General features: G+C 70.2%; 24 protein-coding genes and 1 tRNA gene. 14 read left to right on the top strand and 11 right to left on the bottom strand.

Features of this window, described 5'->3' with window-relative positions; translation table 11 throughout:
• Positions 1–6: 6 nt before the first annotated feature.
• Positions 7–1,305 carry a branched-chain amino acid ABC transporter permease gene (locus tag FHS07_RS03135; protein ID WP_183418440.1) on the bottom strand — a complete coding sequence of 433 codons (1,299 nt, stop codon included), beginning with the start codon at positions 1,303–1,305 and terminating at the stop codon, positions 7–9.
• A 302-nt stretch (positions 1,306–1,607) separates the two neighbouring features.
• On the opposite strand from FHS07_RS03135, the gene guaB reads away from it, so the two are divergent.
• From guaB to FHS07_RS03100, 7 genes are all read left to right on the top strand, one after another.
• Positions 1,608–3,110, top strand: a complete 1,503-nt coding sequence (guaB, locus tag FHS07_RS03130) for an IMP dehydrogenase (RefSeq protein WP_183418439.1) — start codon at positions 1,608–1,610, stop codon at positions 3,108–3,110.
• A 76-nt stretch (positions 3,111–3,186) separates the two neighbouring features.
• Entirely contained in the window at positions 3,187–3,849 is a 663-nt protein-coding gene (locus tag FHS07_RS03125; protein WP_183418438.1) for a TMEM175 family protein, read from the top strand.
• Between the two features lie 15 nt (positions 3,850–3,864).
• The gene (locus tag FHS07_RS03120; protein ID WP_183419381.1) at positions 3,865–4,980 is read left to right on the top strand and encodes a GuaB3 family IMP dehydrogenase-related protein; all 1,116 of its coding nucleotides are present in this window, start codon (positions 3,865–3,867) and stop codon (positions 4,978–4,980) included.
• A 10-nt stretch (positions 4,981–4,990) separates the two neighbouring features.
• Entirely contained in the window at positions 4,991–5,860 is an 870-nt protein-coding gene (locus FHS07_RS03115) for an SURF1 family protein (protein WP_183418437.1), read from the top strand.
• Between the two features lie 10 nt (positions 5,861–5,870).
• A complete protein-coding gene (locus FHS07_RS03110) occupies positions 5,871–6,392 on the top strand; it encodes a DUF3817 domain-containing protein (RefSeq protein ID WP_183418436.1) in 522 nt (173 codons plus the stop codon).
• Entirely contained in the window at positions 6,389–7,969 is a 1,581-nt protein-coding gene (gene guaA, locus FHS07_RS03105; RefSeq protein ID WP_183418435.1) for a glutamine-hydrolyzing GMP synthase, read from the top strand. The genes FHS07_RS03110 and guaA overlap by 4 nt, the downstream gene beginning before the upstream one ends.
• Before the next feature lie 303 nt (positions 7,970–8,272).
• The gene (locus FHS07_RS03100; protein WP_343054586.1) at positions 8,273–9,640 is read left to right on the top strand and encodes a glycosyltransferase; all 1,368 of its coding nucleotides are present in this window, start codon (positions 8,273–8,275) and stop codon (positions 9,638–9,640) included.
• Between the two features lie 48 nt (positions 9,641–9,688).
• On the opposite strand, the gene ligD is transcribed toward FHS07_RS03100, so the two are convergent.
• Together ligD and FHS07_RS03090 are read right to left on the bottom strand one after the other, a co-directional pair.
• On the bottom strand, positions 9,689–10,918 hold the full coding sequence (gene ligD / locus FHS07_RS03095; RefSeq protein ID WP_183418433.1) for a non-homologous end-joining DNA ligase: 1,230 nt from the start codon (positions 10,916–10,918) through the stop codon (positions 9,689–9,691).
• 262 nt (positions 10,919–11,180) lie between these two features.
• Entirely contained in the window at positions 11,181–12,053 is an 873-nt protein-coding gene (locus FHS07_RS03090) for a Bax inhibitor-1/YccA family membrane protein (RefSeq protein ID WP_183418432.1), read from the bottom strand.
• A gap of 142 nt (positions 12,054–12,195) precedes the next feature.
• Here FHS07_RS03090 and FHS07_RS03085 point away from each other — a divergent pair, with 142 nt between their 5' ends.
• Together FHS07_RS03085 and FHS07_RS03080 are read left to right on the top strand one after the other, a co-directional pair.
• Positions 12,196–13,185 carry a glycerophosphodiester phosphodiesterase family protein gene (locus FHS07_RS03085; protein ID WP_183418431.1) on the top strand — a complete coding sequence of 330 codons (990 nt, stop codon included), beginning with the start codon at positions 12,196–12,198 and terminating at the stop codon, positions 13,183–13,185.
• A gap of 162 nt (positions 13,186–13,347) precedes the next feature.
• Entirely contained in the window at positions 13,348–14,277 is a 930-nt protein-coding gene (locus FHS07_RS03080; RefSeq protein ID WP_183418430.1) for an NAD(P)/FAD-dependent oxidoreductase, read from the top strand.
• A gap of 245 nt (positions 14,278–14,522) precedes the next feature.
• Here the strand turns inward: FHS07_RS03080 and FHS07_RS03075 are convergent, their stop codons facing one another.
• The 7 genes from FHS07_RS03075 to FHS07_RS03045 all read right to left on the bottom strand — a co-directional run bounded on the left by FHS07_RS03075 (position 14,523) and on the right by FHS07_RS03045 (position 18,197).
• Positions 14,523–14,714 carry a hypothetical protein gene (locus FHS07_RS03075; protein WP_183419464.1) on the bottom strand — a complete coding sequence of 64 codons (192 nt, stop codon included), beginning with the start codon at positions 14,712–14,714 and terminating at the stop codon, positions 14,523–14,525.
• A gap of 239 nt (positions 14,715–14,953) precedes the next feature.
• Positions 14,954–15,178 (bottom strand): RNA-binding S4 domain-containing protein, encoded by a 225-nt coding sequence (locus FHS07_RS03070; RefSeq protein ID WP_183418429.1) that lies wholly within the window; start codon positions 15,176–15,178, stop codon positions 14,954–14,956.
• 110 nt (positions 15,179–15,288) lie between these two features.
• Positions 15,289–15,798 (bottom strand): DUF1697 domain-containing protein, encoded by a 510-nt coding sequence (locus FHS07_RS03065; RefSeq protein WP_183418428.1) that lies wholly within the window; start codon positions 15,796–15,798, stop codon positions 15,289–15,291.
• Positions 15,799–15,829: 31 nt separating this feature from the next.
• A tRNA-Met gene (locus tag FHS07_RS03060) sits at positions 15,830–15,905 on the bottom strand.
• A gap of 84 nt (positions 15,906–15,989) precedes the next feature.
• Positions 15,990–16,718, bottom strand: coding sequence for a GntR family transcriptional regulator (locus FHS07_RS03055; protein WP_183418427.1), 729 nt, complete (start codon positions 16,716–16,718; stop codon positions 15,990–15,992).
• Positions 16,699–17,604 carry a DMT family transporter gene (locus FHS07_RS03050; protein WP_183418426.1) on the bottom strand — a complete coding sequence of 302 codons (906 nt, stop codon included), beginning with the start codon at positions 17,602–17,604 and terminating at the stop codon, positions 16,699–16,701. Before FHS07_RS03050 ends, FHS07_RS03055 begins: the two co-directional genes overlap by 20 nt.
• 155 nt (positions 17,605–17,759) lie before the next feature.
• The gene (locus FHS07_RS03045) at positions 17,760–18,197 is read right to left on the bottom strand and encodes a MarR family winged helix-turn-helix transcriptional regulator (protein ID WP_183418425.1); all 438 of its coding nucleotides are present in this window, start codon (positions 18,195–18,197) and stop codon (positions 17,760–17,762) included.
• A gap of 54 nt (positions 18,198–18,251) precedes the next feature.
• On the opposite strand from FHS07_RS03045, the gene FHS07_RS03040 reads away from it, so the two are divergent.
• On the top strand, positions 18,252–18,620 hold the full coding sequence (locus FHS07_RS03040; protein ID WP_183418424.1) for a VOC family protein: 369 nt from the start codon (positions 18,252–18,254) through the stop codon (positions 18,618–18,620).
• Positions 18,621–18,707: 87 nt separating this feature from the next.
• A complete protein-coding gene (locus FHS07_RS03035; protein WP_183418423.1) occupies positions 18,708–19,643 on the top strand; it encodes a hypothetical protein in 936 nt (311 codons plus the stop codon).
• Between the two features lie 113 nt (positions 19,644–19,756).
• Here FHS07_RS03035 and FHS07_RS03030 read toward each other — a convergent pair whose 3' ends face one another.
• Complete coding sequence (locus FHS07_RS03030; protein ID WP_183418422.1) at positions 19,757–20,164, bottom strand: YccF domain-containing protein; 408 nt, start codon at positions 20,162–20,164, stop codon at positions 19,757–19,759.
• Between the two features lie 141 nt (positions 20,165–20,305).
• On the opposite strand from FHS07_RS03030, the gene FHS07_RS03025 reads away from it, so the two are divergent.
• From FHS07_RS03025 to FHS07_RS03015, 3 genes are all read left to right on the top strand, one after another.
• Positions 20,306–20,782 carry a YflT domain-containing protein gene (locus FHS07_RS03025; protein ID WP_183418421.1) on the top strand — a complete coding sequence of 159 codons (477 nt, stop codon included), beginning with the start codon at positions 20,306–20,308 and terminating at the stop codon, positions 20,780–20,782.
• 59 nt (positions 20,783–20,841) lie between these two features.
• Positions 20,842–23,274, top strand: coding sequence for an ATP-dependent helicase (locus FHS07_RS03020; RefSeq protein ID WP_183418420.1), 2,433 nt, complete (start codon positions 20,842–20,844; stop codon positions 23,272–23,274).
• 284 nt (positions 23,275–23,558) lie between these two features.
• Entirely contained in the window at positions 23,559–24,716 is a 1,158-nt protein-coding gene (locus FHS07_RS03015) for an SseB family protein (protein ID WP_183418419.1), read from the top strand.
• The last annotated feature ends 8 nt before the right edge of the window (positions 24,717–24,724 follow it).

Genomic DNA, 24,724 nt, shown 5'->3' with positions numbered 1-24,724 from the left:
CTTTCCTCAACCGATCCGCTCTTTACGACCGAGCACACCTTGCGGCCGGAACAGCAGCACGCCGATGAGCACGATCAGGGCCACCGCGTACCGCAGGTCGGGTGGGATGACGATGGTCGACAGTTCGGTGATGATGCCGATGATCAGCGAGCCCACGAGAGCGCCGAACGCGCTCCCGAGTCCACCGAGCGTGACGGCAGCGAACAGCAGCAGGAGGATGGCGAAGCCCATGTCCCAGGTGACGCCGCGGTAGAGGCCGTAGAGGACTCCCGAGAGGCCCGTGAGGGCACCGGCGAGCACCCAGACGATGCGGATCACGCGGTCGACGTTGATGCCGGACGCGGCGGCGAGCGAGGCGTTGTCGCTCACCGCGCGCGTCGCCTTGCCGATGCGGGTGCGGGTGAGGAAGTACCCGACCAGGCCGAGCATCACGATGCTGATGCCCATGCTGATGATCGAGGTGAGCGTCACCGTGACGGGACCGATGGTGACGTTGTCCGTGATGCCGGTCGCGATGTTGCGCGTTCCGCCGTCGAAGAAGTAGAGGTACAGGTATCGCAGCACGATCGAGAGACCGATCGTGACGATCAGCACTTGGACCAAGCCCACTCCGCGTTTTCGCAGAGGTTTGAACAGCACGGCATCCTGGGTCCACCCGAGCGCGGCCGAGAGCGCCACCGTCAGCAGGATCGCCAGCAGCAGGTTCCAGCCCATCGCCGTGAAGACGTAGAAGATGATGGCGCCGAACGTGAGCATCTCACCGTGGGCGAAGTTGTTGACTCCGGTCGTTCCGAAGATCAGCGAGATGCCGATCGCGGCCAGCGCCAGCAGCAGGCCGAAGTTGAGGCCGTAGAAGAAGCGCGAGAAGAGCGTGTCCCAGATCGTTCCGCTGGCCGCCGTCCCCTCACCCGTCGGGAACAGCACGTTGACCGTGTTCGTCGTGCCGATCGTGACATCGCGCGTGACGTTGTCGGGGTCGCGCGGGGCGACGCCGTCGGGCAGCGTGTCCACCTGCAGCTCGGCCGTGTACTCGCCCGCTCCGGGCACGGCGACCGACCAGCGCCCATCGGCGCCCGTCGTGCCGGTCTCGGAGAAGCCCGAACCGGAGACGAGCACCTCGACGCCCTCGACCGGATCGTCGCCGGCGCGGATGATGCCGCCGATCGAGAATTGGGTCGAGACGTCACCGGTGCCCGCCGAAGCGGCAGGGGTGGGCGCCTGCGTGGCCTGCGCGATCGCGGGTGACGCGAAGAACAAGCTGAGGACGGCGATCGCGCTCGCGAAGAGCGAGACGATCACGGCCATGCGGGACAAAGTTCGCGATCGTATCGCGGTGGGGGAGGAATGACCCACGGAATCTCCAGTTCGGCAGCGCTGACGAAGTCGTCCCGTCAGCTTCGACGGTCGACGCTACGAGCGTAATGTGTCCAGGGTGTTTCGCCGACCGGGTCGTTAGCGAACCGTGTCATCGCACGTGCGCATGGCGGCCAGCCGTTGCGGGAACAATTCACGGCTTCTCGACGCTTAGAATCGCAGGCGGAGCGCGCGATGCGCGCCCCGGCCGACGACGTCCCTTTTCAATAGGCGCCGCGTGCGCAGGAGGATCCATGGAGCAGCACGACCCCTTCGGTTTCATCGGACTGACCTACGACGACGTCCTGCTCCTGCCGGGGCACACCGACGTCATCCCGAGCGAGGCCGACACGTCGTCGCGGCTCACGCGTCGCATCACCGTGGCGACGCCCCTGCTCTCCAGTGCCATGGACACCGTGACCGAGGCTCGCATGGCGATCGCGATCGCGCGCCAGGGGGGGATCGGCATCGTGCACCGCAACCTCTCCATCGAGGACCAGGCGGGCATCGTCGACCAGGTCAAGCGCAGCGAGTCGGGCATGGTCTCCAACCCGATCACCACGACCCCGGATGCGACGGTGGCCGAGGTCGACGCGATGTGCGCCCAGTACCGCATCTCGGGTCTTCCCGTCATCGACCCCGACGGCGTGCTGGTGGGCATCATCACCAACCGCGACATGCGCTTCGTCTCGGGCTTCGAGCGCCAGACCACGAAGGTCAAAGACGTCATGACCAAGGACGGCCTGATCACCGGGCACGTCGGCATCCACGCGAACGACGTCATCGCGACGTTCGCGAAGCACCGCGTCGAGAAGCTCCCCCTCGTGGACGACGAGGGCAAGCTCGCCGGTCTCATCACGATCAAGGACTTCGACAAGAGCGAGAAGTACCCCCTCGCCACCAAAGACGACCAGGGCCGCCTCCGCGTGGGTGCCGCCATCGGATTCTTCGGTGACGCGTGGCAGCGCGCCGAGGCCCTGCGCGACGCGGGCGCCGACGTACTGGTCGTCGACACCGCCAACGGGCAGTCGGCGGGTGTCATCGACATCGTCACGCGTCTGAAGGCCGACGCCTCGTTCGCGCACATCGACGTCATCGGCGGCAACGTCGCCACCCGTGAGGGCGCGCAGGCCCTCATCGACGCGGGAGTGGACGCCGTCAAGGTCGGCGTCGGCCCGGGTTCGATCTGCACGACGCGCGTCGTCGCGGGTGTCGGCGTGCCCCAGGTCACCGCCATCTACGAGGCGGCCCAGGCGGCGATCCCCGCGGGCGTCCCCGTGATCGCCGACGGCGGGTTGCAGTACTCGGGCGACATCGCCAAGGCCCTCGTCGCCGGCGCCGACACGGTCATGCTCGGTTCGCTCCTCGCCGGCACCGACGAGTCGCCGGGTGAGATCGTCTTCCAGGGCGGCAAGCAGTTCAAGCAGTACCGCGGCATGGGCTCGCTCGGCGCACTGCAGACGCGCGGCAAGAAGACGTCCTACTCGAAGGACCGCTACTTCCAGGCCGACGTGCCCAGCGACGACAAGCTCATCCCCGAGGGCATCGAGGGTCAGGTGCCCTACCGCGGTCCCGTGGCCGCCGTGGCCTACCAGCTCATCGGCGGCCTGCGTCAGTCGATGTTCTACGTCGGCGCCCGTACCGTCGAGGAGCTGAAGACGAAGGGCCGCTTCGTCCGCATCACCTCGGCGGGTCTCAAGGAATCGCACCCGCACGACGTGCAGATCGTGGTCGAGGCACCGAACTACAAGAAGTGACGGATCATCTCGCGACGGGCCGGGCGGCGAACCGTCCGGCCCGTCGTCGTGTCCCGGACGGCGTTACGCTGTCCGCATGATCCGGCGGAGGAGTCACCCCGATGCGTCGGTGTCGGCGCGGCGCACCGAGGCCTTCACCGACGGGGTCTTCGCGATCGCGGCGACCCTGCTGGTGCTGGGACTGACCGACCAGCCGCTGGGTTCGGTCACCACCGACGCCGACCTCGCCGCGGCGCTTCGCGAACTGGCGCATCCGGTGTTCTCGTTCGGGATCAGCTTCCTCATCCTCTGCCTGATGTGGATGACCCACGTACGGCAGTTCGAGTACATCGCCCGCGTCGACGCGTTGGGCATGTGGATCAACAGCTTCCGTCTGCTCTTCGTCGTGCTCGTGCCGTTCACGTCGTCGCTGAACACGACCTACGCCGATCTGCTCCTCGGACGCGTGCTCCTGCCCGTCAACTTCTTCGTCGCGATCCTGCTCGGGTGGGTCCAGTGGGTGTGGGCCGTACGCTCCGACGCGATCCCCGGCCTCTCGCGAGCCGACGCGCGCCGCGTCGGGCGGGCGGGGCTGAGCGCCGTGCTCCTCAGCGTGGTGGCGGTGGCAGTGAGCCCCCTCGTGGGCTCGATCGCCTTCCTCGTCTTCTTCTTGGACGGCCCGCTGACGCGCCTCCTGCGAGGCGGTAACGCACCGACCGAGCTCTCGCCTGCCGACGGTGATGTCGGAGGGCGCGGGTAGGCTGGGCGGGTGACCATGGAGATCGACCTCGGCCGCGCCAAGCGCGCCCGCCGCGCCTACACCTTCGACGACATCGCCGTCGTGCCGTCGCGGCGTACGCGAAACCCCGAAGACGTCTCGACCGCATGGACCATCGATGCGTTCTCGTTCGAGATCCCGGTCCTGGGTGCGCCGATGGATTCCGTCGTCAGCCCCCGCACGGCGATCGAGCTCGGTCGCCTCGGCGGTCTGGGAGTGCTCGACCTCGAGGGCCTGTGGACGCGCTACGACGACCCCGAGCCGCACCTGGCCGAGATCGCGACGTTGCCCGACGCCGACGCGACCCGCCGCATGCAGCAGCTCTACTCCGAACCCATCAAGCCCGAACTCGTGCGCGACCGGCTCGCCGAGGTGCGCGACGCGGGCGTGCCCGTCGCCGGAGCCCTGACGCCGCAGCGCACGCACGACCTCTACGAGACCGTCGTCGCCGCCGGCGTCGACCTGTTCGTCATCCGAGGTACCACCGTGTCGGCGGAGCACGTCTCCAAGGTCGCCGAACCGCTGAACCTCAAGAAGTTCATCTACGACCTCGACGTGCCCGTCATCGTCGGCGGCGCCGCCACCTACACGGCGGCCCTGCACCTCATGCGCACGGGAGCCGCCGGCGTGCTCGTCGGCTTCGGCGGGGGAGCAGCCTCGACCACCCGCGCCACCCTCGGCCTGCACGCCCCGATGGCCACCGCGGTCGCCGACGTCGCCGGCGCACGCCGCGACTACCTCGACGAGTCGGGTGGACGCTACGTGCACGTCATCGCCGACGGCGGCGTGGGCACCTCGGGCGACATCGTGAAGGCCCTCGCCATGGGAGCAGATGCCGTCATGCTGGGCGTCGCACTGGCTCGCGCGACCGACGCTCCCGGACGCGGCTTCCACTGGGGCCCCGAGGCGCACCACGCCAAACTGCCGCGCGGCCGTCGGGTCGCGGTCGACCGCGTCGGCCCGCTCGAGCAGATCCTCTACGGCCCGGCGCCCGTCGCCGACGGCACCGCCAACCTCATCGGGGCGCTGAAGAAGTCGATGGCCACCACCGGCTACTCCGACCTCAAGGAGTTCCAGCGCGTCGAGGTCGTCGTCGCCCCCTACGGTCACTGACCGACACCGCATGACGTCGAACCCCGCGACCCAACCGGCCCCGCCGCAGATCTTCCCGCCCACCCTGCGGGAGGTGATGCTGCGGCCGCGCTGGATCGCGCTGCTGGCGTTCTCGCTGATCGTGGCGGGTGTGCTCGCGTGGCTGGGGCAGTGGCAGCTGGGCCGTGCGGTCGACACCTCGCCGCCCGAGCCGGGCATGACCGAGGTCGTCCGTCCGCTCGCCGACGTCGTGCAGCCGGGCGACTACCTGTCCGAACCCCTCGTGGGTCAGCGGGTCGCGGTGACGGGCACGTGGGTGGCATCCGATTTCATCGTCGTCTCCTCGCGCTTCAACGACGACGTCGAGGGGTACTGGGTCACTGGTCAGCTCCGCGTCGCCGGTGCCGCGGACCGCACCTCGGTGGCCGTCGCGACCGGCTGGACCCCGAGCCTCGACCAGGCGAACACCGCCGCCGCCGAACTCGAGCGACAGGTCGAGGCCGACCCGACGGCCGTGGTCGAGGTCACCGGACGCTTGATCTCCGACGAGGGGCCGTCCGTGCCGCCGTCGGGTGCCGACCCGTACACCCTCACGCGCATGTCTCCCGCGATGCTGCTCGGCCGGTGGCACGACATCACCGACGTGAGCGTCTACCGGCAGTACATCGCGGCGCAGACCGCCATCGGTCCGCTCGTCGACATCTCCTCCCCGGCCCCCGACGAGCGGTCTCGGGTCAACTGGTTGAACATCTTCTACGCCGCCGAGTGGGCCGTCTTCGCCGGTTTCGCGCTCTACCTCTGGTACCGCCTCGCCCGCGACGCGTGGGAGAAAGAGGTAGAAGACCTCGAGGACGAACAGGCCGAAGCCCTCGCGGCGGGGCCCCCAGCGTCTCGCGAGTAGACTGGCATCCATGCCCCGCGCCCCCAAGCTCGCCTCGTTCCCGGCGATCCGCGGAGCCCTGAAGTTCTACCAGATCTGCTCGGTCATCACCGGTGTCGGCCTGCTGCTGCTGGTCGCCGAGATGATCCTGAAGTACACGCCCATTCACGTGGAGCTGTTCCTCGGCGGTTCCGGTGGCTTCCTGTGGTTCGCGGATGCCGTGCCCGGTCCCGACTGCCAGTGGTTCTCGCTGTTCGTGCCCGGCGGCAGCGGCTGCGAGATCCTGTCGACCGGAGACGGTGTCAACGTCTCACTCGCGATCCTCGTCGCCCACGGCTGGTTCTACGTGGTCTACCTCTTCTCCTGCTTCCGCGTGTGGAGCCTCATGCGGTGGCCGTTCCGCCGTTTCGTCTTCCTCGCCCTCGGTGGCGTGGTGCCCTTCCTCTCCTTCATCCTCGAGGTGCGCACCGCCCGAAGCGTGCGCGCCTACCTCGCCGAGCGCGAAGCCGCCCAGGCCAGTGCTCCCGTTCCCACCCCGGAAGGCAACCGGTGACCGAACAGACCGAAACGTCCCAGCGCCCCGTCCTCGTCGTCGACTTCGGCGCCCAGTACGCGCAGCTCATCGCCCGCCGGGTGCGCGAAGCCGGTGTGTACAGCGAGATCGTCCCCCACACCGCCACCGCGGACGAGATCGCGGCGAAGAACCCCGTCGGCATCATCCTGTCGGGCGGCCCGTCGTCGGTGTACGAAGACGGCGCTCCCAGCCTCGACAGCGGCGTGTTCGACCTCGACGTGCCGACTCTCGGCATCTGCTACGGCTTCCAGGTCATGGCCAAGGCGCTCGGCGGCGAGGTCGCGAACACGGGCCTGCGCGAGTACGGCGCGACCGACGCCACGATCGTGACCGAAGGCACGCTTCTGCACGGTCAGCCGGTCGATCAGAACGTGTGGATGAGCCACGGCGACCAGGTGTCGCGCGCCCCCGACGGCTTCGAGGTCCTCGCCCGCACCGCGCACACGCCCGTCGCCGCCTTCGCGAGCGACGCGCGCCGCATGTACGGCGTGCAGTGGCATCCGGAGGTCAAGCACTCCGACCACGGTCAGCACGTGATCGAGAACTTCCTGCACAAGGCCGCGGGTCTTCCCGCCGACTGGAACAGCGGCAACGTCATCGCCGAGCAGGTCGAGCGCATCCGCCAGCAGGTCGGCACCGGACGTGTCATCTCGGCGCTGTCGGGCGGAGTCGACTCCGCCGTCTCGACCGCTCTCGTGCACGAGGCCGTCGGCGACCAGCTCATCGCCGTCTTCGTCGACCACGGGCTCCTCCGCCAGGGCGAGCGCGAGCAGGTCGAGAACGACTACGTGGCCTCCACCGGCGTGAAGCTCATCACCGTCGACGCGCGCGAGACGTTCTTGGGCGCACTCGCAGGTGTGAGCGACCCCGAGCAGAAGCGCAAGATCATCGGTCGCGAGTTCATCCGTGCGTTCGAGCAGGTGCAGGCCGACCTCGTCGCCGAAGCCGAGGCGGAAGGCGAGCAGGTGCGGTTCCTCGTGCAGGGCACGCTCTACCCCGACGTCGTGGAATCGGGCGGCGGCGCCGGTACCGCCAACATCAAGAGCCACCACAACGTCGGAGGACTCCCCGAAGACCTGCAGTTCGAGCTCGTCGAGCCGCTTCGCACCCTCTTCAAAGACGAGGTGCGCGCGATCGGTCGCGAGCTCGGCCTGCCCGAAGCGATCGTCGGCCGCCAGCCCTTTCCGGGGCCCGGTCTTGGCATCCGCATCGTGGGCGAGGTCACCGCTGACCGCCTCGAGATCTTGCGTGAGGCCGACGCCATCGCGCGCGCCGAGCTGACCAAGGCCGGCCTCGACAACGAGATCTGGCAGTGCCCCGTCGTGCTGCTCGCCGACGTGCGCTCCGTCGGCGTCCAGGGAGACGGCCGCACCTACGGCCACCCCATCGTGCTGCGCCCCGTCTCGAGCGAAGACGCGATGACCGCCGACTGGACGCGCCTGCCCTACGACGTGCTGTCGAAGATCTCCAACCGCATCACCAACGAGGTGCGAGACGTCAACCGCGTCGTGCTCGACGTGACCTCGAAGCCGCCGGGGACGATCGAGTGGGAGTGAGCTTCGGCTGACTCCTGACCCCGCTACGGCGTCGTCGTCTCGCGCCGAGCTGCGTGCCGCTTCCCTCCGGATCGAGAACGGGGCCCCTACCCCGATCGACCCGGAGGGAAGCGGCACTCCGCTCTCTGCGAGTCGTCGGCGCCGTTGCTCTGTCCTCAGCCTGCGCGGGGGATGGGCGCGCCTGCGGCGGTCGGGCGGGCGAAACGCGCCCCGAACGGCGATATCCGCCCCGAACCGCCGCGTGCGGCGGAGCGTGGTCGCGGCGTGAGCGGGGACGCGGCGCGCGTGGGAGAGGATGGGGGCGTGAGCGACGCTGAGTTCCCCGACGCCTGGTATCTCATCCTCTCGAGCCGGCTCATCCCCGACCTCGACGGGGGATACACGATCTCCGCCCTGGCGCGCGCGCGACAGATGACCGGGGCGGGGGCGCCGCCCCTGCTGCTGACCGTCGACCCGGGAGCGGTCGCCGCTCACGCCGCGCACCGGGCGACCTTCGTCGAGCGCGGGGCCGCCTCGGCATCCGAGATCTTCCGCAACCTCTTCGACGAGGCCGTCGCATCCGCCGGGGGAGCGGCCGACTGGCTGCGTGAAGCGGCCCACGGCGGTCACGCGGATCCGTCGCTGGAGTATCGCGACGTCGCGGGTGGGGCGGTCTCGCTTCCCGTCATCGTCGATCCCGACTGGCATCTCACGCGCGCACCGATCGTCATCCGCGACACCACGGGTGAGACCGTGGGTGTGGTCGACGGCTTCGGGGCGCTGTACCGGGCGTGGCTGTCGCGCATCGCATCGGATCTGCGCGCCGAGAACGCCCGTCCGGTCGTGCTGATCTGCGAATCGCGGCAACTCGGCGAGCTCCTCGTCGGGTGGGGTGACGACGACGTGCGCATCGTGCACACCGTGCACACGATCCACCTCGAGCCGCCCTACCGGGCCGATTCCCCCCTCAACAGCCTGTGGTCGCGGTGGTTCGAGATCGCCTCTCGCTTCGACGCGGTGCTCTGGCCGACCGTCCAGCAGCGCGACGATGTGCGCGAGCGTTTCGGAACAGCCGCGAACGATCTCGTCGTCCCGCACGCCGTCGCCGCGCCCGCCACGACCGTGCCGGCCGCCGATCGCGACCCGGGCCGCGTCGTGGTCTTGGGTCGTCTCGCGCCCGGCAAACGACTCGCCCAGGCCGTCCGCGCGTTCGGCCGCGTCCGCGCCGACGTTCCCGAGGTCCGGCTCGAGCTTTGGGGGGAGGGCGCCCAGCGCGCCGAACTCGAGGCGCTGATCGACGAGCTCGATCTACGCGAGGTGGTGTCGCTCCCCGGCCTCACGACCGACCCGGGTGCTGTCCTCGACGGTGCGGCGGTCTACCTCACGACCTCGGCGTTCGAGGGGCAGGGTCTGGCGATGGCCGAGGCCCTCGCGCACGGTACGCCGGTCGTCGCCTGGGACATCCGATACGGCCCGCGCGACATGCTCGCCCGAGGCGGTGGCATCCTTGTCCCCGACGGCGACGAGGACGCACTGGTGGCGGCGCTGGTCGGGATCCTCACCGACGCCGACACGCGCGAGCGGCTCTCGGCCGAGGCGCTCGAGGCCGCGACGACCATGAGCCCCGCCCGAACGATGCAGGCGCTCGCCGCAGCGGCCCGCGAAACCCTGGCGCGGCCGCGTCGCCGTTGACGCCTGCCGGTACGGCATCGCCCACCTCGTCGGCTCCCTCTCTCGGAGTCAGGAACCGGAGCGGCCCGCCCAGGGGTCGTAGTCGGCAATCAGGTCCTCCTGCGGCGGGCGTTCGGCATCCGGGACGTGCTGCAGGTTCACGCGCACGCGGTACCAGAGTGAGCTCGAGCCGCGCATGCCGTCGACGAGCACGTCGGCCGGGTGCAGGGCGGCGGTGGCATCCGGATGCCGTTGCTTCCACGTCTCGAGAGCGTCGAGGGCCTCGGGCTTGGTCTTCGTGCGTGCCACCTCGATGAGGGGCATGGTCGAGGTACGGCGGCCGGATCCGTCGGAGCCGCGCGGGGGCTTCTCGGCGGGGCCGAGTTCCCTCGCGAGGGCGAGGAGTGCGTCCAGTGAGCCCGCGGCGGCGTCGATGCCGGCATGCGGGTCGCCGATTCGGCGGAAGCGCTCCGGCACGGTGAGCACGGTGAACTCCTCGGGGCGGCGATCGCGCACCTCGTCCCACGCGAGCGGCGTCGACACCCGTGCATCGGGGAGCGCACGGATCGAGTAGGCGGAGGCGACGGTGCGGTCCTTGGCGTTCTGGTTGAAGTCGACGAAGACGCTCTCGCCGCGCTCCTCCTTCCACCAGCGGGCCGTCGCGAGGCCCGGAGCGCGGTTCTCGACCTCGCGGGCGAGGGTCTCGGCCGCCAGGCGCACGTCGGTGTAGTCCCATTCGGGGCGGATACGCACCAGGATGTGAAGCCCCCGAGACCCGGAGGTCTTCGGCCAGCCGACGAGGCCGTGATCTTCGAGCACCTCCCGCGCGATGAACGCGACATCGACGATCTGCGCCCAATCGACGCCCGGCATCGGGTCGAGGTCGACGCGCAACTCGTCGGGGTGGTCGAGGTCTTCGGCGCGCACGGGATGCGGGTTGAGGTCGAGGCAGCCGAGGTTGACGACCCAGGCCAGGCCCGCGGCATCCCGGATCACCGTCTCTTCGGCGGAGGTGCCGGAGGCGTAGCGCAGGGTCGCGGTGTCGATGAACGCGGGGTGCTTGTCGGGGACGCGCTTCTGGAAGAATGGCTCCTGATCGAGGCCCTTCGAGAAGCGCTTCAGCACCATGGGTCGCCCGCCCGCCCCGCGGAGGGCCCCCTCGGCGACGGACAGGTAGTACCGCACGAGGTCGAGCTTGGTCAGGCCCGGCTCGGGGAAGACGACGCGGTCGGGGCTGGTGACGCGCACCTCGTGGCCGTCGACGTCGAGGATCTCGGGGGGAGTCTTCGCGGGGCTCATGTCGCGAGGCTAACGCTGCGGCATCCGGTGCCGCCCACCCCTTGCGGTGGGTGGGGCGGGGTGGGTGTCCAGGACGCGCCGTCGTAGGGGGTGTGGCTGTCGAGTGTCCAGGACACGCCGTTGCGTGGGCGGCAGTGCGGAGTGTTGTGGACACTCAACCCCGGCGGTGGCGGCGGCGGGGGCGGGGCGGGGCGCGGGGGCTTCGGTAGGGACGGCGAAGGGCCGCCCCGGAACGGGACGGCCCTTCGTGCGGATCAGTGCGTCAGTTGTTGCCGCGGACGATCGCGATGAGGCGGAGGATCTCGACGTACAGCCACACGACGGTGACCATGATGCCGAAGGCGCCGACCCAGCCGTAGACACGGGCGGCGCCGTTGCGGACGCCGCGCTGGATCTGGTCGAAGTCGAGCACGAGCGAGTACGCGGCCATGATGACCACGAACACGCCGATGAAGACACCGAGCGGGATGCCGAGGATCTTGACGTCGCTCAGCAGGCCGAAGGCGCCACCGGCGATCGGCACGTTGAACAGCATGAGGCCCAGGTTGACCAGGCTGAAGACGAGGTAGCCGACCATCGCGATCATGAAGATCTTGGTGGCTCGCTTCGAGGCGCGGATCTTGCCGCTCGCGAACAGCGCGAGGGTCACGCCGACGACCGAGAGGGTACCGAGCGTCGCCTGCAGGACGATGCCGGGGAAGATGAACTCGAAGAACGCCGAGATTCCACCGACGAACAGGCCCTCGAACGCCGCGTAGGCGATGAAGACCGGGACGGAGGGCTTCTTCTTGAACGTCGCGACCATCGCGAGCACGAAACCGACGAGGCCACCGACGATCATCGGGGCGGCGCTCGGGTTCGGGTTGGCGGCGCTGACGCCGGCCATCGACCAGATCCAGCCGACGACGGCGGTCACGACGAGGATGCCGAACAGGGCCAGCGTCTTCATGACGGTGTCTTCGACCGTCATGCGGCCGGTGTCGACGGCGCTCGCGGACGGAGCCGCGTACGCGCCTTCGATCGACGCGGCGGCGGCGGGATCGACGGCCGGGGGCGGGCTGTAGCGCGTGTTCGCGCCACCGGCTCGAGGGTCCTGGAACGCCGGGTTGTTGAATGCCGGGTTGTTGAGGGCCACGGGAACTCACACTCCAAAGATGGTGATCACAGCACCGTGCTGTCAGACAACACTAGCTGAGGTGCGTGTCTGATTCCTTGGCGTGACTGGGATTCTGCTATGAGCGATACTGCCGTTCACCTGGGACTCGTACGCTTCCCGGGTGCCCCTCATCATCGGTCATCGCGGCGCCCCGGGGTATCTGCCGGAGCACTCGCGCAGCTCGTATCAGCGTGCGATCTCGGCGGGAGTGGATGCCGTCGAGCCCGACGTCGTTCCCTCGCGCGACGGCGTGCTCGTCGTGCGGCATGAGAACGAGATCGGAACGACCACCGACGTCGCCACGCGACCCGAGTTCGCCGACCGGCGCACGTCGAAGGTCGTCGACGGCGAACGTCTCACCGGCTGGTTCACCGAGGATTTCACCTGGGACGAACTGCGGACGCTCCGCTGTCGCGAGCGTATCCCCGCCCTCCGGCCGGACAGTGCTGCTCACGACGACACCGAGCCCGTCCTCCGGCTGCGCGACGTGCTCGACCTGGCGCGCGCGGGCGGGGTGGGCGTCGTGGTCGAGATCAAGCACGCGGCATCCTTCGCCCGGCTCGGGTTCGACATGGCGGAGCTCGTCGACGCGGAGCTTCGCGAGGCGGGATGGGCGGACGCCGCGAACGCCCTCGTCATCGAGTCCTTCGAGCCGCTGGTGCTCTCGCGGCTGCGTGGTCGTGGCATCCGGGTCCCCCTCGTGCAGCTCATCGACAGTGAGGGGGCGGCGTGGGATCTGCGCGAGCGAGACGGCGGGGAGGCGGCGACCTACGCCTCGATGCTCACGCCTCTCGGTCTCGACGCGCTCGCTGCGGAGGTCGACGGGATCAGCCCCGCCAAGAGTCTCGTGCTGGCGCCCGACGGTGAGGGGCGCCTCCGTCGACCGGCGCGATTCGTGTCCGAGGCGCGGAACCGCGGCCTGACCGTCTTCACCTGGACGTGTCGGCCCGAGAACGTCTTCCTGCTGCCGGAACACCGCCTCCCCGGCGGTGACGGCGCATTCGGCGACTACCGCCGCGAGTGGTCCGTGCTGCGCGACGCGGAGCTCGACGGGGTGTTCGTCGATCATCCCGACCTGGGGGTCGATTTCTTCGGGGCGGGTCGAGGCTGACCGGCGGGCGGTGGCAGTGCGGGCCGAACCCCGGAGTGTCCGGAGCACCTCGAGACAGGGGGGCGGGGTGGGGGCCGATCATGCGGACTTCGGTCGGCGGGGCCGCTGCAACTGCCGCGCAACCCCGGCTCCCGCCCGGGCCCGCCGCGCGAGGATGACCCCATGACGGTGGATGTGACGGTGGTCGGCGGGGGAATCTCGGGACTCGCGTGCGCGCGAGCGGTGCAGGATGCCGGGCGCTCGGTGCGGGTGCTCGATCGCGGTCGGCGCGTGGGCGGTCGCCTGTCGAGCCGGACGATCGACGGCCGACCGGTCGACCTCGGGGCGTCGTACTTCGTGGTGGGCGAGGCCGCGGAGTTCGGGCACGTCGTCGCCGACTGGGAGGAGCGTGAGCTCGCCCGACCGTGGACGGACACGTTCCAGGTGATCGACGCCGAAGGCGGGTGGACGCCCAAACCCGGACCGATGCGGTGGGCAGCCCCCCTCGGCTTGCGTACGCTCGCTCTGGATCTGGCCGAGGGCCTCGACGTCGAATCCGAGCGGGTCGTCGAGCGGGTGGAGCCGTATCGGATCGACGGGGAAGAGGCGGGCGAAGTGGTGCTCGCGATGCCGGCGCCGCAGGCAGCCCGCGTGACCGGCGCCGCCCCCGGCGGTCCGCAGGAGTGGGAGCCGGTCATCGCCATCGCGCTGCGGTGGGACGAGCGGCACTGGGATGCCGACCTGCACGGCGCCTTCGCCGACGGCGACGCCGACGTGTCGTTCCTCGCCGACGACGGCGACCGCCGCGGCGACGGCGCTCCCGTACTCGTCGTGCACACCACGGCCGATCGCGCACGGCGACACCTCGACGACCCGGATGACGCGATCGCGCCGGTGCTGGCGGCGACCCGTCGCCTGCTGCGTATCGACGCCGATCCCGTCAGCACGCATGCGCATCGTTGGACCTTCGCGCGGCCCGCGCAGACGACCGGGCAGCCGTTCTTCCGCTCACCCGGGCTGTCCGCGTGCGGGGACGCGTGGGGCGAGAGCGCGGCCGTCCGCACGGCCTGGACGTCGGGTGATGCGCTGGGGCGGGTGCTGGCGGCATCCTGAGATCCGGCGCCCGGCTCCGGTGTCGATCCCGGTCGGTGGTCGGCGCATACTCCCGGAGTGGGCTTGCCGACGCCGATCGCCGACGCGCGTCAACGGCCACCTTCGCGCGCGGGCTTCAGGGCCCGACGGATGGGCGCCGGCCCGTCGAGCTCACGACCGGTGAGCGCGATGCTCGGTGAGCGCTCGGCCGGCGGGTGCGCCCGTCGGCCGAGCCGACGGGCTGGCGACCGCTGAACGCGGAGCGCTCAGGCGTGTCCCTCGGCGGCGGGGAAGCCGGGGTCGGGCTCGAGCACGTCGCCGGTGTGGTCATCGAGGGTGGCGTGCTCCTCGGCCTGGGCGGCGTCCTCGCGCACCTCGTCGGTCACGGCATCGGTGGGGGCGGCAGAATCGGCGCGGGCGTCATCGGAGTGGCGGGTGGGGATGTCAGGAGTACTCATTCGCCTACCGTGCCGCCTCGGCCCCGCGGGGTCGACCGGCTTGACATCGCGGGCTGTTGCGTCGGTCGCGCCTCCGGACGTCCTGCGTGCCGGAAGCCCGTGAGTCGAGGACCGTCGGGGTAGCCGTAGTTCGGGGCGCGACGTGTGCAGCGGGGCGCGCGTCACCCACCCCGGTGCACAAGACCTGCCACGAACTCGACCCGCGCGGGCTGACGCGTGCGGCGGTGCAGAAGCGGGGTTCAGACCTGGACGCGGAAGGAGCGACCCTCGAACGTCACGACGTCGCCGACCTGCAGCTGCCGCCCACGCCGACGGTCGATCTCGCCGTTGACCTGGACATAGCCGTCGATGATCGCCTCTTTCACATTTCCGCCGGAGTCGAGGACGCCCGCGAACTTCAGAAACGAGCCGAGGCGGATTCCTTCGCTGCCGACGGGGATGTCCTGGGGTGGGGGAGACGTCATCGCTCCAGTCTGGCAGCAGCGAGGCGACGCATGAGGGTCGGATGGGCTGCTCCACCGCGCGGGTCCACGCCCCGTCCTCCGCCCGGTGCCCTGTCGGTGCGCGACCCCGGTCATGGCCGGCGATCGACGAGACGAGCGAGCGTCGGTAGACCTCGCGAGGTCGCCGGAGTGCCGGTCAGTCGCTCGATCACCGGCGTCGCGTTCGACTCGCGGTCGCGCTCGTTGGCGGTCACGGTCCAGCCCACGTCCGTCTGGAGGAGGCGACACCGGCGTCGGGCTGCTTCGCTCTCGGAGCGTCCGTCGAGGGCGATGCGGACGGGTGCGTGCAACGTGAGTTCGCGTCGTGCGGCATCCTCGGCATGGCGGTGGACGTCGACGATGTCGGCGAGGTTCTCCCAGACCAGGGTGAACACCTCGCGTTCGACGCCCGTACGTGCCGTGAGGGCGCTCATGGCGTCGGCGGCAAGGACCGCTTCTCCCGAGAACACGATCGTGCCGTTGCTCTGGAAGGGCAAGACATCTTGGCATCCGGCGTCGACGAAGGCCGCGTCCAGATCCGCCGTCGAAGCATGCCCGCGTTGACCCTGGTTGAGGTTGCGGACGAACGCGACGTGGCGCATGAGAGGAGGCTACTGCTGCGCCTCGAGGAAGTGGACGCGACGGCGGGAGTCGAACCCGCCACGCCTTCGGTTATGAGCCGAGGCCCGGGACCGCCCGGATCGCCGCGATGTGCCCCACGCTAACCCGGGTCGTGAGAGCGGTGGGCGGGCGTTGCGGGAAGTGACGCGTTGTGTCGTCGGTCGTGTGGCGCTCAGCGCCCGCGCCGGCCGTCGATGATCGCTCGTGTCGAATGCTCCAGGTGGGCGCGCACAGCGTGTTCCGCGTCGACCAGCGCCTCCTCCACGTATGCGCGATGCTCCGCGGTCAGCGCACCGGGCGCGTAGGCCGGTCGCACGTGCGTCAACAGAAGGTGCATCTCGGAGTCGAGGCGTCGATACTCCTCGGCGATGCGTGGAGAGCCGGCAGCCTCGACGAGTGCGAGATGCACGCGCGCGTGCGCGGCGAGCGTGGCGGGCCAGTCGCCCGAGGCTTCGGCCGCGGCGAGGTCGTCGAGCGCCTCGTCGACGTCGGAGGGGCGGATGCCGCGGTCGCGGACGATCCGCAGCGCCTCGGTCTCGAGCGCGCACCGAAGGTGCTGCAGGGCAACGAGCGCGTCGTCGTCGAGGAGCGAGACCCGCACGCCGCGGTAGGGCTCGGCAGTCACCAGGCGCTCGGCAGCGAGACGCGTCAACGCGGTGCGGGCGGTGTGACGGGAGACGCCGTGGATCGCGCTGAGCTCCTCTTCGCGCAAGGGCGTGCCGGGGGCGAGGTCTCCGGAGAGGATGCCGGCGCGCACGGCGTCGGCGACGAGATCGGCAGCCCGGGGGCCGGGGGAGTCCGCGGTGGCGCGGCCGGGTGCCGCCGCGGCGCGGGTGTCCCACCCGGCACCGCCGGGTCCAGCCGCGGCGCGCGCGGAGGAGTCACGCCCGAGCCGTGGCATCCGGGACCTCCTCTCGCCGGCGTGACGGGACCGACACGACAGCCAGGCCCACCGCGATGAGCGCGAGGCCGACGGCTCCCAGGGGCGTGAGCTGCTCATGCAGCACGAACAGCCCGAGCAACGTTGCCGCGAGGGGCTCGGCGAGCGTCAGGGTCGAGACCGTGACGGCGGTCAAGCGCGCGAGACCCCAGCCGAACAGAAGATAGGCGATCGTCGTCGTGACCACCCCGAGCCACAGCGCGAGCGCGAGGCCGTCCGGGGTGAACAACCATGAAGCCCCGGCGAGCAGCAGTACCGGCACGCTCGCCACCGCGGCGACTCCGAAGACCGTGCCCATGACGCGGGTGGAGTCCCACCCCCTCTCGATCAGCGCCTTGCCGCACACCGTATAGAGGGCGTACGACATTCCCGCTCCCGCCGAGGCGAGAAGTCCGCCCGGGGCGAGCGCGACCGACCCTCCGGTCACGCCGGACACCAGCGCGACGCCGGCGAGGGCGATGGCGGTCGCGAGCATCCAGCGCGGCGAGGGGGCGCGGCGCAGGCGCACGGCATCGACGATTCCGGTGGCGATCGGCGCGGAACCGAGCGCGACGACCGTGCCGATGGCGACACCGTTCTCGCGCGTGCCGAGGAAGAACAGGGGTTGGTAGGCCAGGACGCCGATCGCGCCGATCGCGATGAGTCCTCCCACGGACCCGCGCGCCGCCCGCACCGGGGGAGCCGGGGCACGACGCAGAAGGGCGAGCAGACCCAGGATGCCGCCGCCCACGACGATCCGCGCGGCACCGACGGCGACGGGCGAGGCGTCGACACCCGCCAGCGCCTGCGCCGTGCCGGTGGTCGAGAAGCACAGGGCCGCGGCGAGGACGGCGAGGGCGGGAAGCATGGATGGATTGTTACACAATCTCCAGGGCAGGTGTGGGCCGCCGGGGAGCACGACGGCGGACCGGGCGGAGGGCATGCCGAGCACACGCGAACCGCACCGGCGTGTCAGCGGATCCCCCCGCCGTCCTGTGTGGCGTCGCCCGCGTCGAACCGGGATCAGCCGCGCAGCGCCTTCACCATCGAACGCAGCGCGTGCAGGGCGGCGGCCTGCTCGGCATCCGTCATCCCGCTGAGCATGCGCTTCTCCACCGCGCGCACGGAGGCGCTGGCGGCCTCGAGCGACCGGCGGCCCTTCGCCGTCAGGCGGGTCGGGAGCGCCTTGCCGATAGGGGCCGCGTCGGGTCGCTCGACGATGCCGTCGCGCTCGAGCGACTGGAGGAGCACGTTCATCGACTGGCGCGTGACGAAGGCGCCGCGCGCCAGGTCGGAGTTCGACAGGCCGGGGCGCTGGGCGAGGAGCTCGAGGCAGGAGTAATGCGTGATCGTCATGCCGAGTGGGCGCAGCACGTCCTCCATCGCCGCGCGCAGTGCGCTCGCCGCCTCTTTCAGGAGATAGCCGAGTGACGTGTCCAGATCGATCGCCTCTTGCGCCATGTCAGTAGTCTGACATATCGTTGATGTCAGATAACTGACACAAAGGACCACGCCATGCCCGTCACCGGACCCGACTTCATCTCGCTGCAGGTGCGCGACCTCGCCGCCTCCCACGCGTTCTACGAGCAGTACCTCGGCCTGCGGCGGTCGCCCGCCGGGCCGCCCCACGCCGTCGTCTTCGACACCGCGCCGATCGTCTTCGCGCTGCGCGACCTCGCCCCGGGAACCGACCTCGCGGGCGTCGCCCAACCCGGTATCGGTGCGGCCATCTGGCTCCACGCCACCGACGTCCAGCAGATCCACGACGCGCTCGCCGCCGATGGATACCGCATCGTCATGGCACCGATCGATGGACCCTTCGGGAGGACGTTAACCTTCGCCGACCTCGACGGCTACCACGTGACCCTCCACGACAAGGCCTGAGCGCGCCCGTCGAATCGCCTCGTCGCGCCGAGCGCACGTGCGGGTGGTGCGGTCGGGGCCGCTAGGCGCGACGGGTAACGTAAGTGCATGGCGACGGCGGCGGGGCGAGGCATCCTGGCCCTGGGCGTCGCTGCTGTGCTCCTCCTCTCCGGCGCGGTCGTCGCTGTCGCGATCGATCCATTGGCCCGGGAGCCGAGGGCGGTCGGTCCGACGACCGAGTGGGTCGCCCGCCTCCTGCTGCTGCTGGGGGTCGTCTGGGTCGGGATCGGCATGATCTCCGCCCGCACCCGGCTCGTGCGTCGCCCGGGAGCCGCTGCCGCTCGCGCCACCTGGGTCGCCTCGACGAGACCGTGGCGGGCGCGTGAGTCCAGTCTCGGTCTGCTTCCGCTCGACCGGTGGCTCATGATCATCGTCCCCGGTGGCATCCTCGTCGCCACACGTGTGGTCCAGACCCCGCGCGACGGTCTCTGGAGTGAGGCGCTGGCCGTCGCGAGCTGGCTGGTGTTCGCCGTCGCCGTGCGCTTGCTGCTCGGACGCCGGTCGCCGTGGCCCATCATCGCCGCGGTCGGAGGTGCCATCGTGCTGCGGTGCGTTGTCGCGCTGCTCGCGGTGTCGTTCTCGGGACCCGCCGGCGTCTGGCCGGAAGTGTGGTCCTCACCCGTCCTGCGTGTGCTCTACCTGACGGTGGCGTTCGCCCTGGTGGCATGGGTCTTCGTGGTCGCGGGGTGGTCTCTCTCCGCGCAGATCGGCCCGCGCCGAGCGGTGGGCATCGCGCTCGCCGGGGTCGGGGTGGCGTCGGCGCTTCCCGCGGCGACCATCGCGGTGGTGGGGGCGCGCGACGCTGTACGTTCCTGGAACGACCAGATCGGCATCCTGCCGTGGGATCTCGCGCGCCTGGCCGGCGCGCGCGACGGATCGTTCCCGATCGAGATCGTCACGGCGACGACGGTGGTCGGCGTGGTGGTCGCGGTGATCGGGACGGTACTCGCTCTGCCGACGCGCAGCTCCAGCCGGGCGCGCTGAGGGACGAAGCTCGGCGCCCGATCGTCTGGTCCGACTCGTGGGCGATGCTCGCCGCCCGATCGTCTGGTCGCATCACGTTCGACGCTCGGCGCCCGGGCGCGTCGCCCCCGCGGTCAGCGTCCGAGCGTGTTGTCGAACGGTCCGCCGCGGCGGATCTCGCGCACCTCGGTGCCCAACGGCATCAGCGATACGGGCACGAGCTTGAAGTTGGCGATGCCCAGCGGGATGCCGATGATCGTCACGCACAGCAGCAGTCCCGTGAAGATGTGACCGAGTGCCAGCCACCACCCGGCGAGGACGACCCACACGATGTTGCCGAGGAGCGAGCCGAGGCCCGAGGTCGACTTCGAGACGGTCTCGCGTCCGAACGGCCACAGCGCGTAGAACCCGATGCGGAACGAGGCGATACCCCACGGGATCGTGATGATGAGGATGCACAGCACGACGCCCGCGGCGAGATAACCGAGGAAGAGCCAGAAGCCCGACAGGACCAACCACAGGATGTTGAGGATCAAGCGCATGGGTCCATCATCGCGGCCGCGGCTGGGTGGTATCCGTGGTTTGACAGGGGGTCGCCTATCCGGGTGTCGAACGGCGCGCAAGCGCCCTCTGCGCATGACCCGCCGCGTCTAGCGTGGATTCACCGAGGGAAGGAACCCATCATGTCTGACGTCACCCGCGCCACGCCGGAACGCCGTGTCCTGTCGAGCTTCAGCGACTACACGGGGGCGCAGGCCGCCGTCGATCGTCTCTCCGACGCCGGGTTCCCCGTCGAGCACACCGCGATCGTCGGGCACGACGTACGCATCGTCGAGCAGATCACGGGGCGGATGACGCGGGGTCGCGCGGCAGGTCTCGGTGCGGCGTCGGGCGCGTGGTTCGGCCTGATGATCGGCGTGCTCATAGGACTGCTCAGCCCGGGCGGTTTCCTCGGGCTGCTGCTGATAGGACTCGTGCTCGGTGCGGTGTGGGGCGCCGTGTTCGGCTTCGCCGGCCACGCGTTCACCGGCGGCCGTCGGGACTTCTCGTCGGTGCAGGGCTTCGAGGCCGAGCGGTGGGACGTGTCGGTGGATGCCGAGCACTTCTCGCGCGCGCAGTCGCTGCTGTCATCGGGTGCGGCGGGCGAGACGCGCCCGTAAGTCGGGCCGCGAGGCGCCCGGGGCGGATGTCGGAGGCCCCGCTTAGACTTGATCCCGCCATGACCGACGCCTCCATGCCCCTCATCGTCGACGGCCCGCTGCCGTCGTCGGCCCGACCCGACGCCGACCTCCTCGAGGGTTTGAACGGTCCCCAGCGCGAGGCCGTGACGTACCGCGGCCAGGCGTTGCTCATCGTCGCGGGCGCCGGTTCCGGAAAAACGAGCGTGCTCACGCGGCGCATCGCGTCTCTGCTGCGCACGCGCGAGGCATACCCGAGCCAGATCCTCGCGATCACCTTCACCAACAAGGCCGCGGGTGAGATGCGCGAGCGCGTGCACCAGCTGATCGGGCAGAAGGCCGACGGCATGTGGATCTCGACGTTCCACTCGGCGTGCGTGCGCATCCTCCGCCGCGAGGCCGAGCAGTTCGGTTTCACCAAAGCGTTCACCATCTACGACTCCGGCGACTCGCGCGCGCTCATCAAGCGGCTCGTGAAAGAGCACGAGGGTGACTCGTTCGGGTTGACGCCTGCCGGCACGCAGAGTCGCATCTCGAAGCTCAAGAACGAGTTGGCCGATGCCGAGTCGTACGCGCGGTCCGCCAACATGAGCGACCCGGCCGAACGCGTCTTCGTCGAGATCTTCTCGTCCTACCAGCGTGAGCTGCAGCGGGCCAACGCCTTCGACTTCGACGACCTCATCGCGCAGACGGTCTACCTCTTCCGCGCGTTCCCGCAGGTCGCCGACGTGTATCGCAAGCGGTTCCGCCACATCCTGGTCGACGAGTACCAGGACACCAACCACGCGCAGTACGCGCTCATCCACGAGCTCACGCGGCCCCCCGGGTCGGATGCCGAACCGTTCTCCTCCGGCGGCATGATGATCTTCGACGCGGAGCCCGCGCATGACGATGCCGGCTCCCTCACCGTGGTCGGCGACTCCGACCAGTCGATCTACGCGTTCCGCGGCGCCGACATCCGCAACATCAGCGAATTCGAGCGCGACTACCCGGGTGCGAAGGTCGTGCTGCTCGAGCAGAACTACCGCTCCACGCAGAACATCCTGTCGGCGGCCAACGCGGTCATCTCGAACAACTTCGACCGCAAAGACAAGAAGCTCTGGACCGACGTCGGCGCGGGCGATCCCATCATCGGCTTCACCGGCTACTCGCAGCACGACGAGGCGCAGTTCGTCGCCGACGAGATCGAAGCGCTCCACAAGAAGGGCGTCGACTACTCGGGGGTCGCGGTGTTCTACCGCACCAACTCGCAGTCCCGCGCGCTCGAAGAGATCTTCATCCGCTCGGCGGTGCCCTACAAGATCATGGGCGGCACCAAGTTCTACGAGCGCGCCGAGATTAAAGACGCCCTCGCCTACCTGGTCGCGGTCGCCAACCCGGCCGATGGCATGGCGGTGCGCCGCATCCTGAACCGCCCGCGTCGCGGTATCGGCGACGTCACCGAGACAGCCATCGCCCGCTACGCCGCCGAGCACGGCATCACCTTCCGAGACGCCCTGGCGAATTCGGCCCAGATCGGCGTCGGCCCGAAGCTGCAGAAGGCCATCGACCAGCTCGACGCGGTGCTCACCGAGGCGACGGCGATCATGCTCCCGGCATCCGGAGAGCTCGCGCCCTCCACCTCGGTCAGCGAGGGACTCACGCTGCTGTTGAACAAGAGCGGCTACTTCGACGCTCTGCGCGCCAGCAAAGACCCGCAAGACGAGGCGCGCCTCGAGAACCTCGACGAACTCGTCGCGGTGACCCGCGAATTCGCTCGCAACAACCCCGAGGGCACCATCATCGACTTCCTCACCGAGGTCACCCTCGTGGCGGATGCCGACGACCTCGACGACGCGTCGGGCTCGGTGTCGCTCATGACGCTGCACACCGCCAAGGGCCTCGAGTACGACGCGGTGTTCCTCACCGGCGTCGAAGAAGACCTGCTGCCGCATCGCATCTCGGCGAACGAACCCGGCGGCCCGCAGGAAGAGCGGCGTCTGTTCTACGTCGGCATCACCCGCGCGCGCAAGCGCCTGCACGTGTCGCTGGCCATGACCCGCGCCCAGTTCGGCGAGGTGACCGTGGCGATGCCGAGCCGGTTCCTGCAAGAGATCCCCGCCGACCTCATCGACTGGCGCCAGTCGCCCGGCGACGTCAACGGCCGGGGCGGCTCGCAGTCGCGTGCGCTGAACGCTCGGGGGCGCCGCCCCGGCCAGCCCGGAGGCGGCAACCGCTACGGAGACGACCTCGTGCCGCTGCCCAAGCGCGCGCCGGCCGACCCGAGCAAGTTCCCCAACCGCATCCCCGCGAAGGTCCGCGACAACGGCGACATGGAGCTGGCATCCGGTGACCGCATCCGTCACGACGACTTCGGCGAAGGACGCGTGGATGCCGTGACCGGTGAGGGCGCGAAGCGCGTGGCGCACGTGCGCTTCGACACGGTCGGGCCGAAGAAGCTGCTGGTCAAGATCGCGCCGATCGCGAAGCTGTAGCGCGGTTCGGCGGCCTCCTGGGTTCGTCGGTGACTCGGCGTGGCCGCGGTGGGGTGGGCGTCGGCCGCCCCGGTGTGCGGTGCGTGCCTCGGGAGGTGGCAGCTCCGGGCACGCACTGGACGGCGCGAGCGACCCGGTCTCCGGGCGTGGGCGCGAACGTTGCGCGGCAGCGACGGCTATGCCCCGGTGGCTCCTCACGACGCGCGGGTTGTGGGGCACAGGTTCGACGAGCCCACCGCCGCCCCGACCCGCCGCCGCGCGGGCGCCCCGGCTAGGCTTGCCCAATGGCTCTTTTCTCGCGCCGCAAGAAGTCCGATTCCGACGACGCATCGACCGACCGGCCCGACACCGTGATCGAACCGGGTGAGCAGCCCGTCGACCCCGCCGGCCCGAGCGACGCCGCTCCGGCCGCACGGGCGAATACTGCTGACGACGACGTATCCCCCGCGCAGGCCCCCACGCCGACTCAGACCCCTGCGCAGGCGGAAACGACTCCGACGGTCGGCATCTCAATGTCGTCGTTCCGCGGCGTCGGTGCGGGGCCCGAGACTCCCGCTGAGGCGTCGGCTCCGCCGACCGCCGCGCGTCCCTCGGCCCGCCAGCCCGGAGAGATGGTGGCACCGGAAGCCCCCGAGACCATGCCGGGTCTTCGCGACAACGTGCTGCTCAGCAACGCGCTGGCTGAGATCGTCGGTCAGGCCGAGCCCGCCCAGCTGCTCAACGTCGCGCGCCAGCTGTTGCAGGGACACGTCTTCCTCCGCGTGAAGGGCGACGCGCGCGCCCTGATGGCCGAGGGCAAAGACCTGCCCCTCGCGGTGGCGAACAACGGCGCCGAGCAGCTCGTGCTCGGCTACAGCGGCGGCATGGCCCTGCGGGCCAGCGTCGAGGCCGACGGAGACCGCGACACGTCGGCGATGGCCCAGCCCGTGCTGACGCTGCTGCGCCACATCATCGACGGCCCGTACGGCGGCATGGTGCTGAACCCCGCCGCAGCCGATGGGCGCGCGGTGCTGCCGAAGGCTCTGCTCGAGCGGATGATCGCCGAGGTCGACCCGCAGCTGCGCATCAAATCGGCTCTGTGCGACGTGCGGACGGAGTCCACGGCATCCACCGTCGTCGAGGCCATCGTGGCCGACGCACCCATGTGGATCGCCGTGAATCAGACCGAAGAGGGCGGTCCGATGGGCGTCGCGGAGTCGCGGGCCGCCACGGGCGAGCGTTTCCTCGAGGTGTTCTCGCACCCGCTCGAGCTGCTCGCCCTCGGCCGCGGCGACCAGCCCCTGCCGATCCGCACGATGCAGCTCGCCAAGGCGCTGTCACAGGATGCCGGGCTCACCGGCATCCTGATCGACCCGGCCGGTCCATGGATCCGCCTCGGACGCGACGAGCTCGGACCGGTCATCGCCCTGGCCGCCTCCGAAGACGACGCGCCGACCGCCTGAATCCCGAC

It is taken from the genome of Microbacterium proteolyticum (assembly GCF_014192415.1).
GTDB classification, from domain to species: domain Bacteria; phylum Actinomycetota; class Actinomycetes; order Actinomycetales; family Microbacteriaceae; genus Microbacterium; species Microbacterium proteolyticum.
This window is presented reverse-complemented; position numbering and strand designations above follow the sequence as displayed.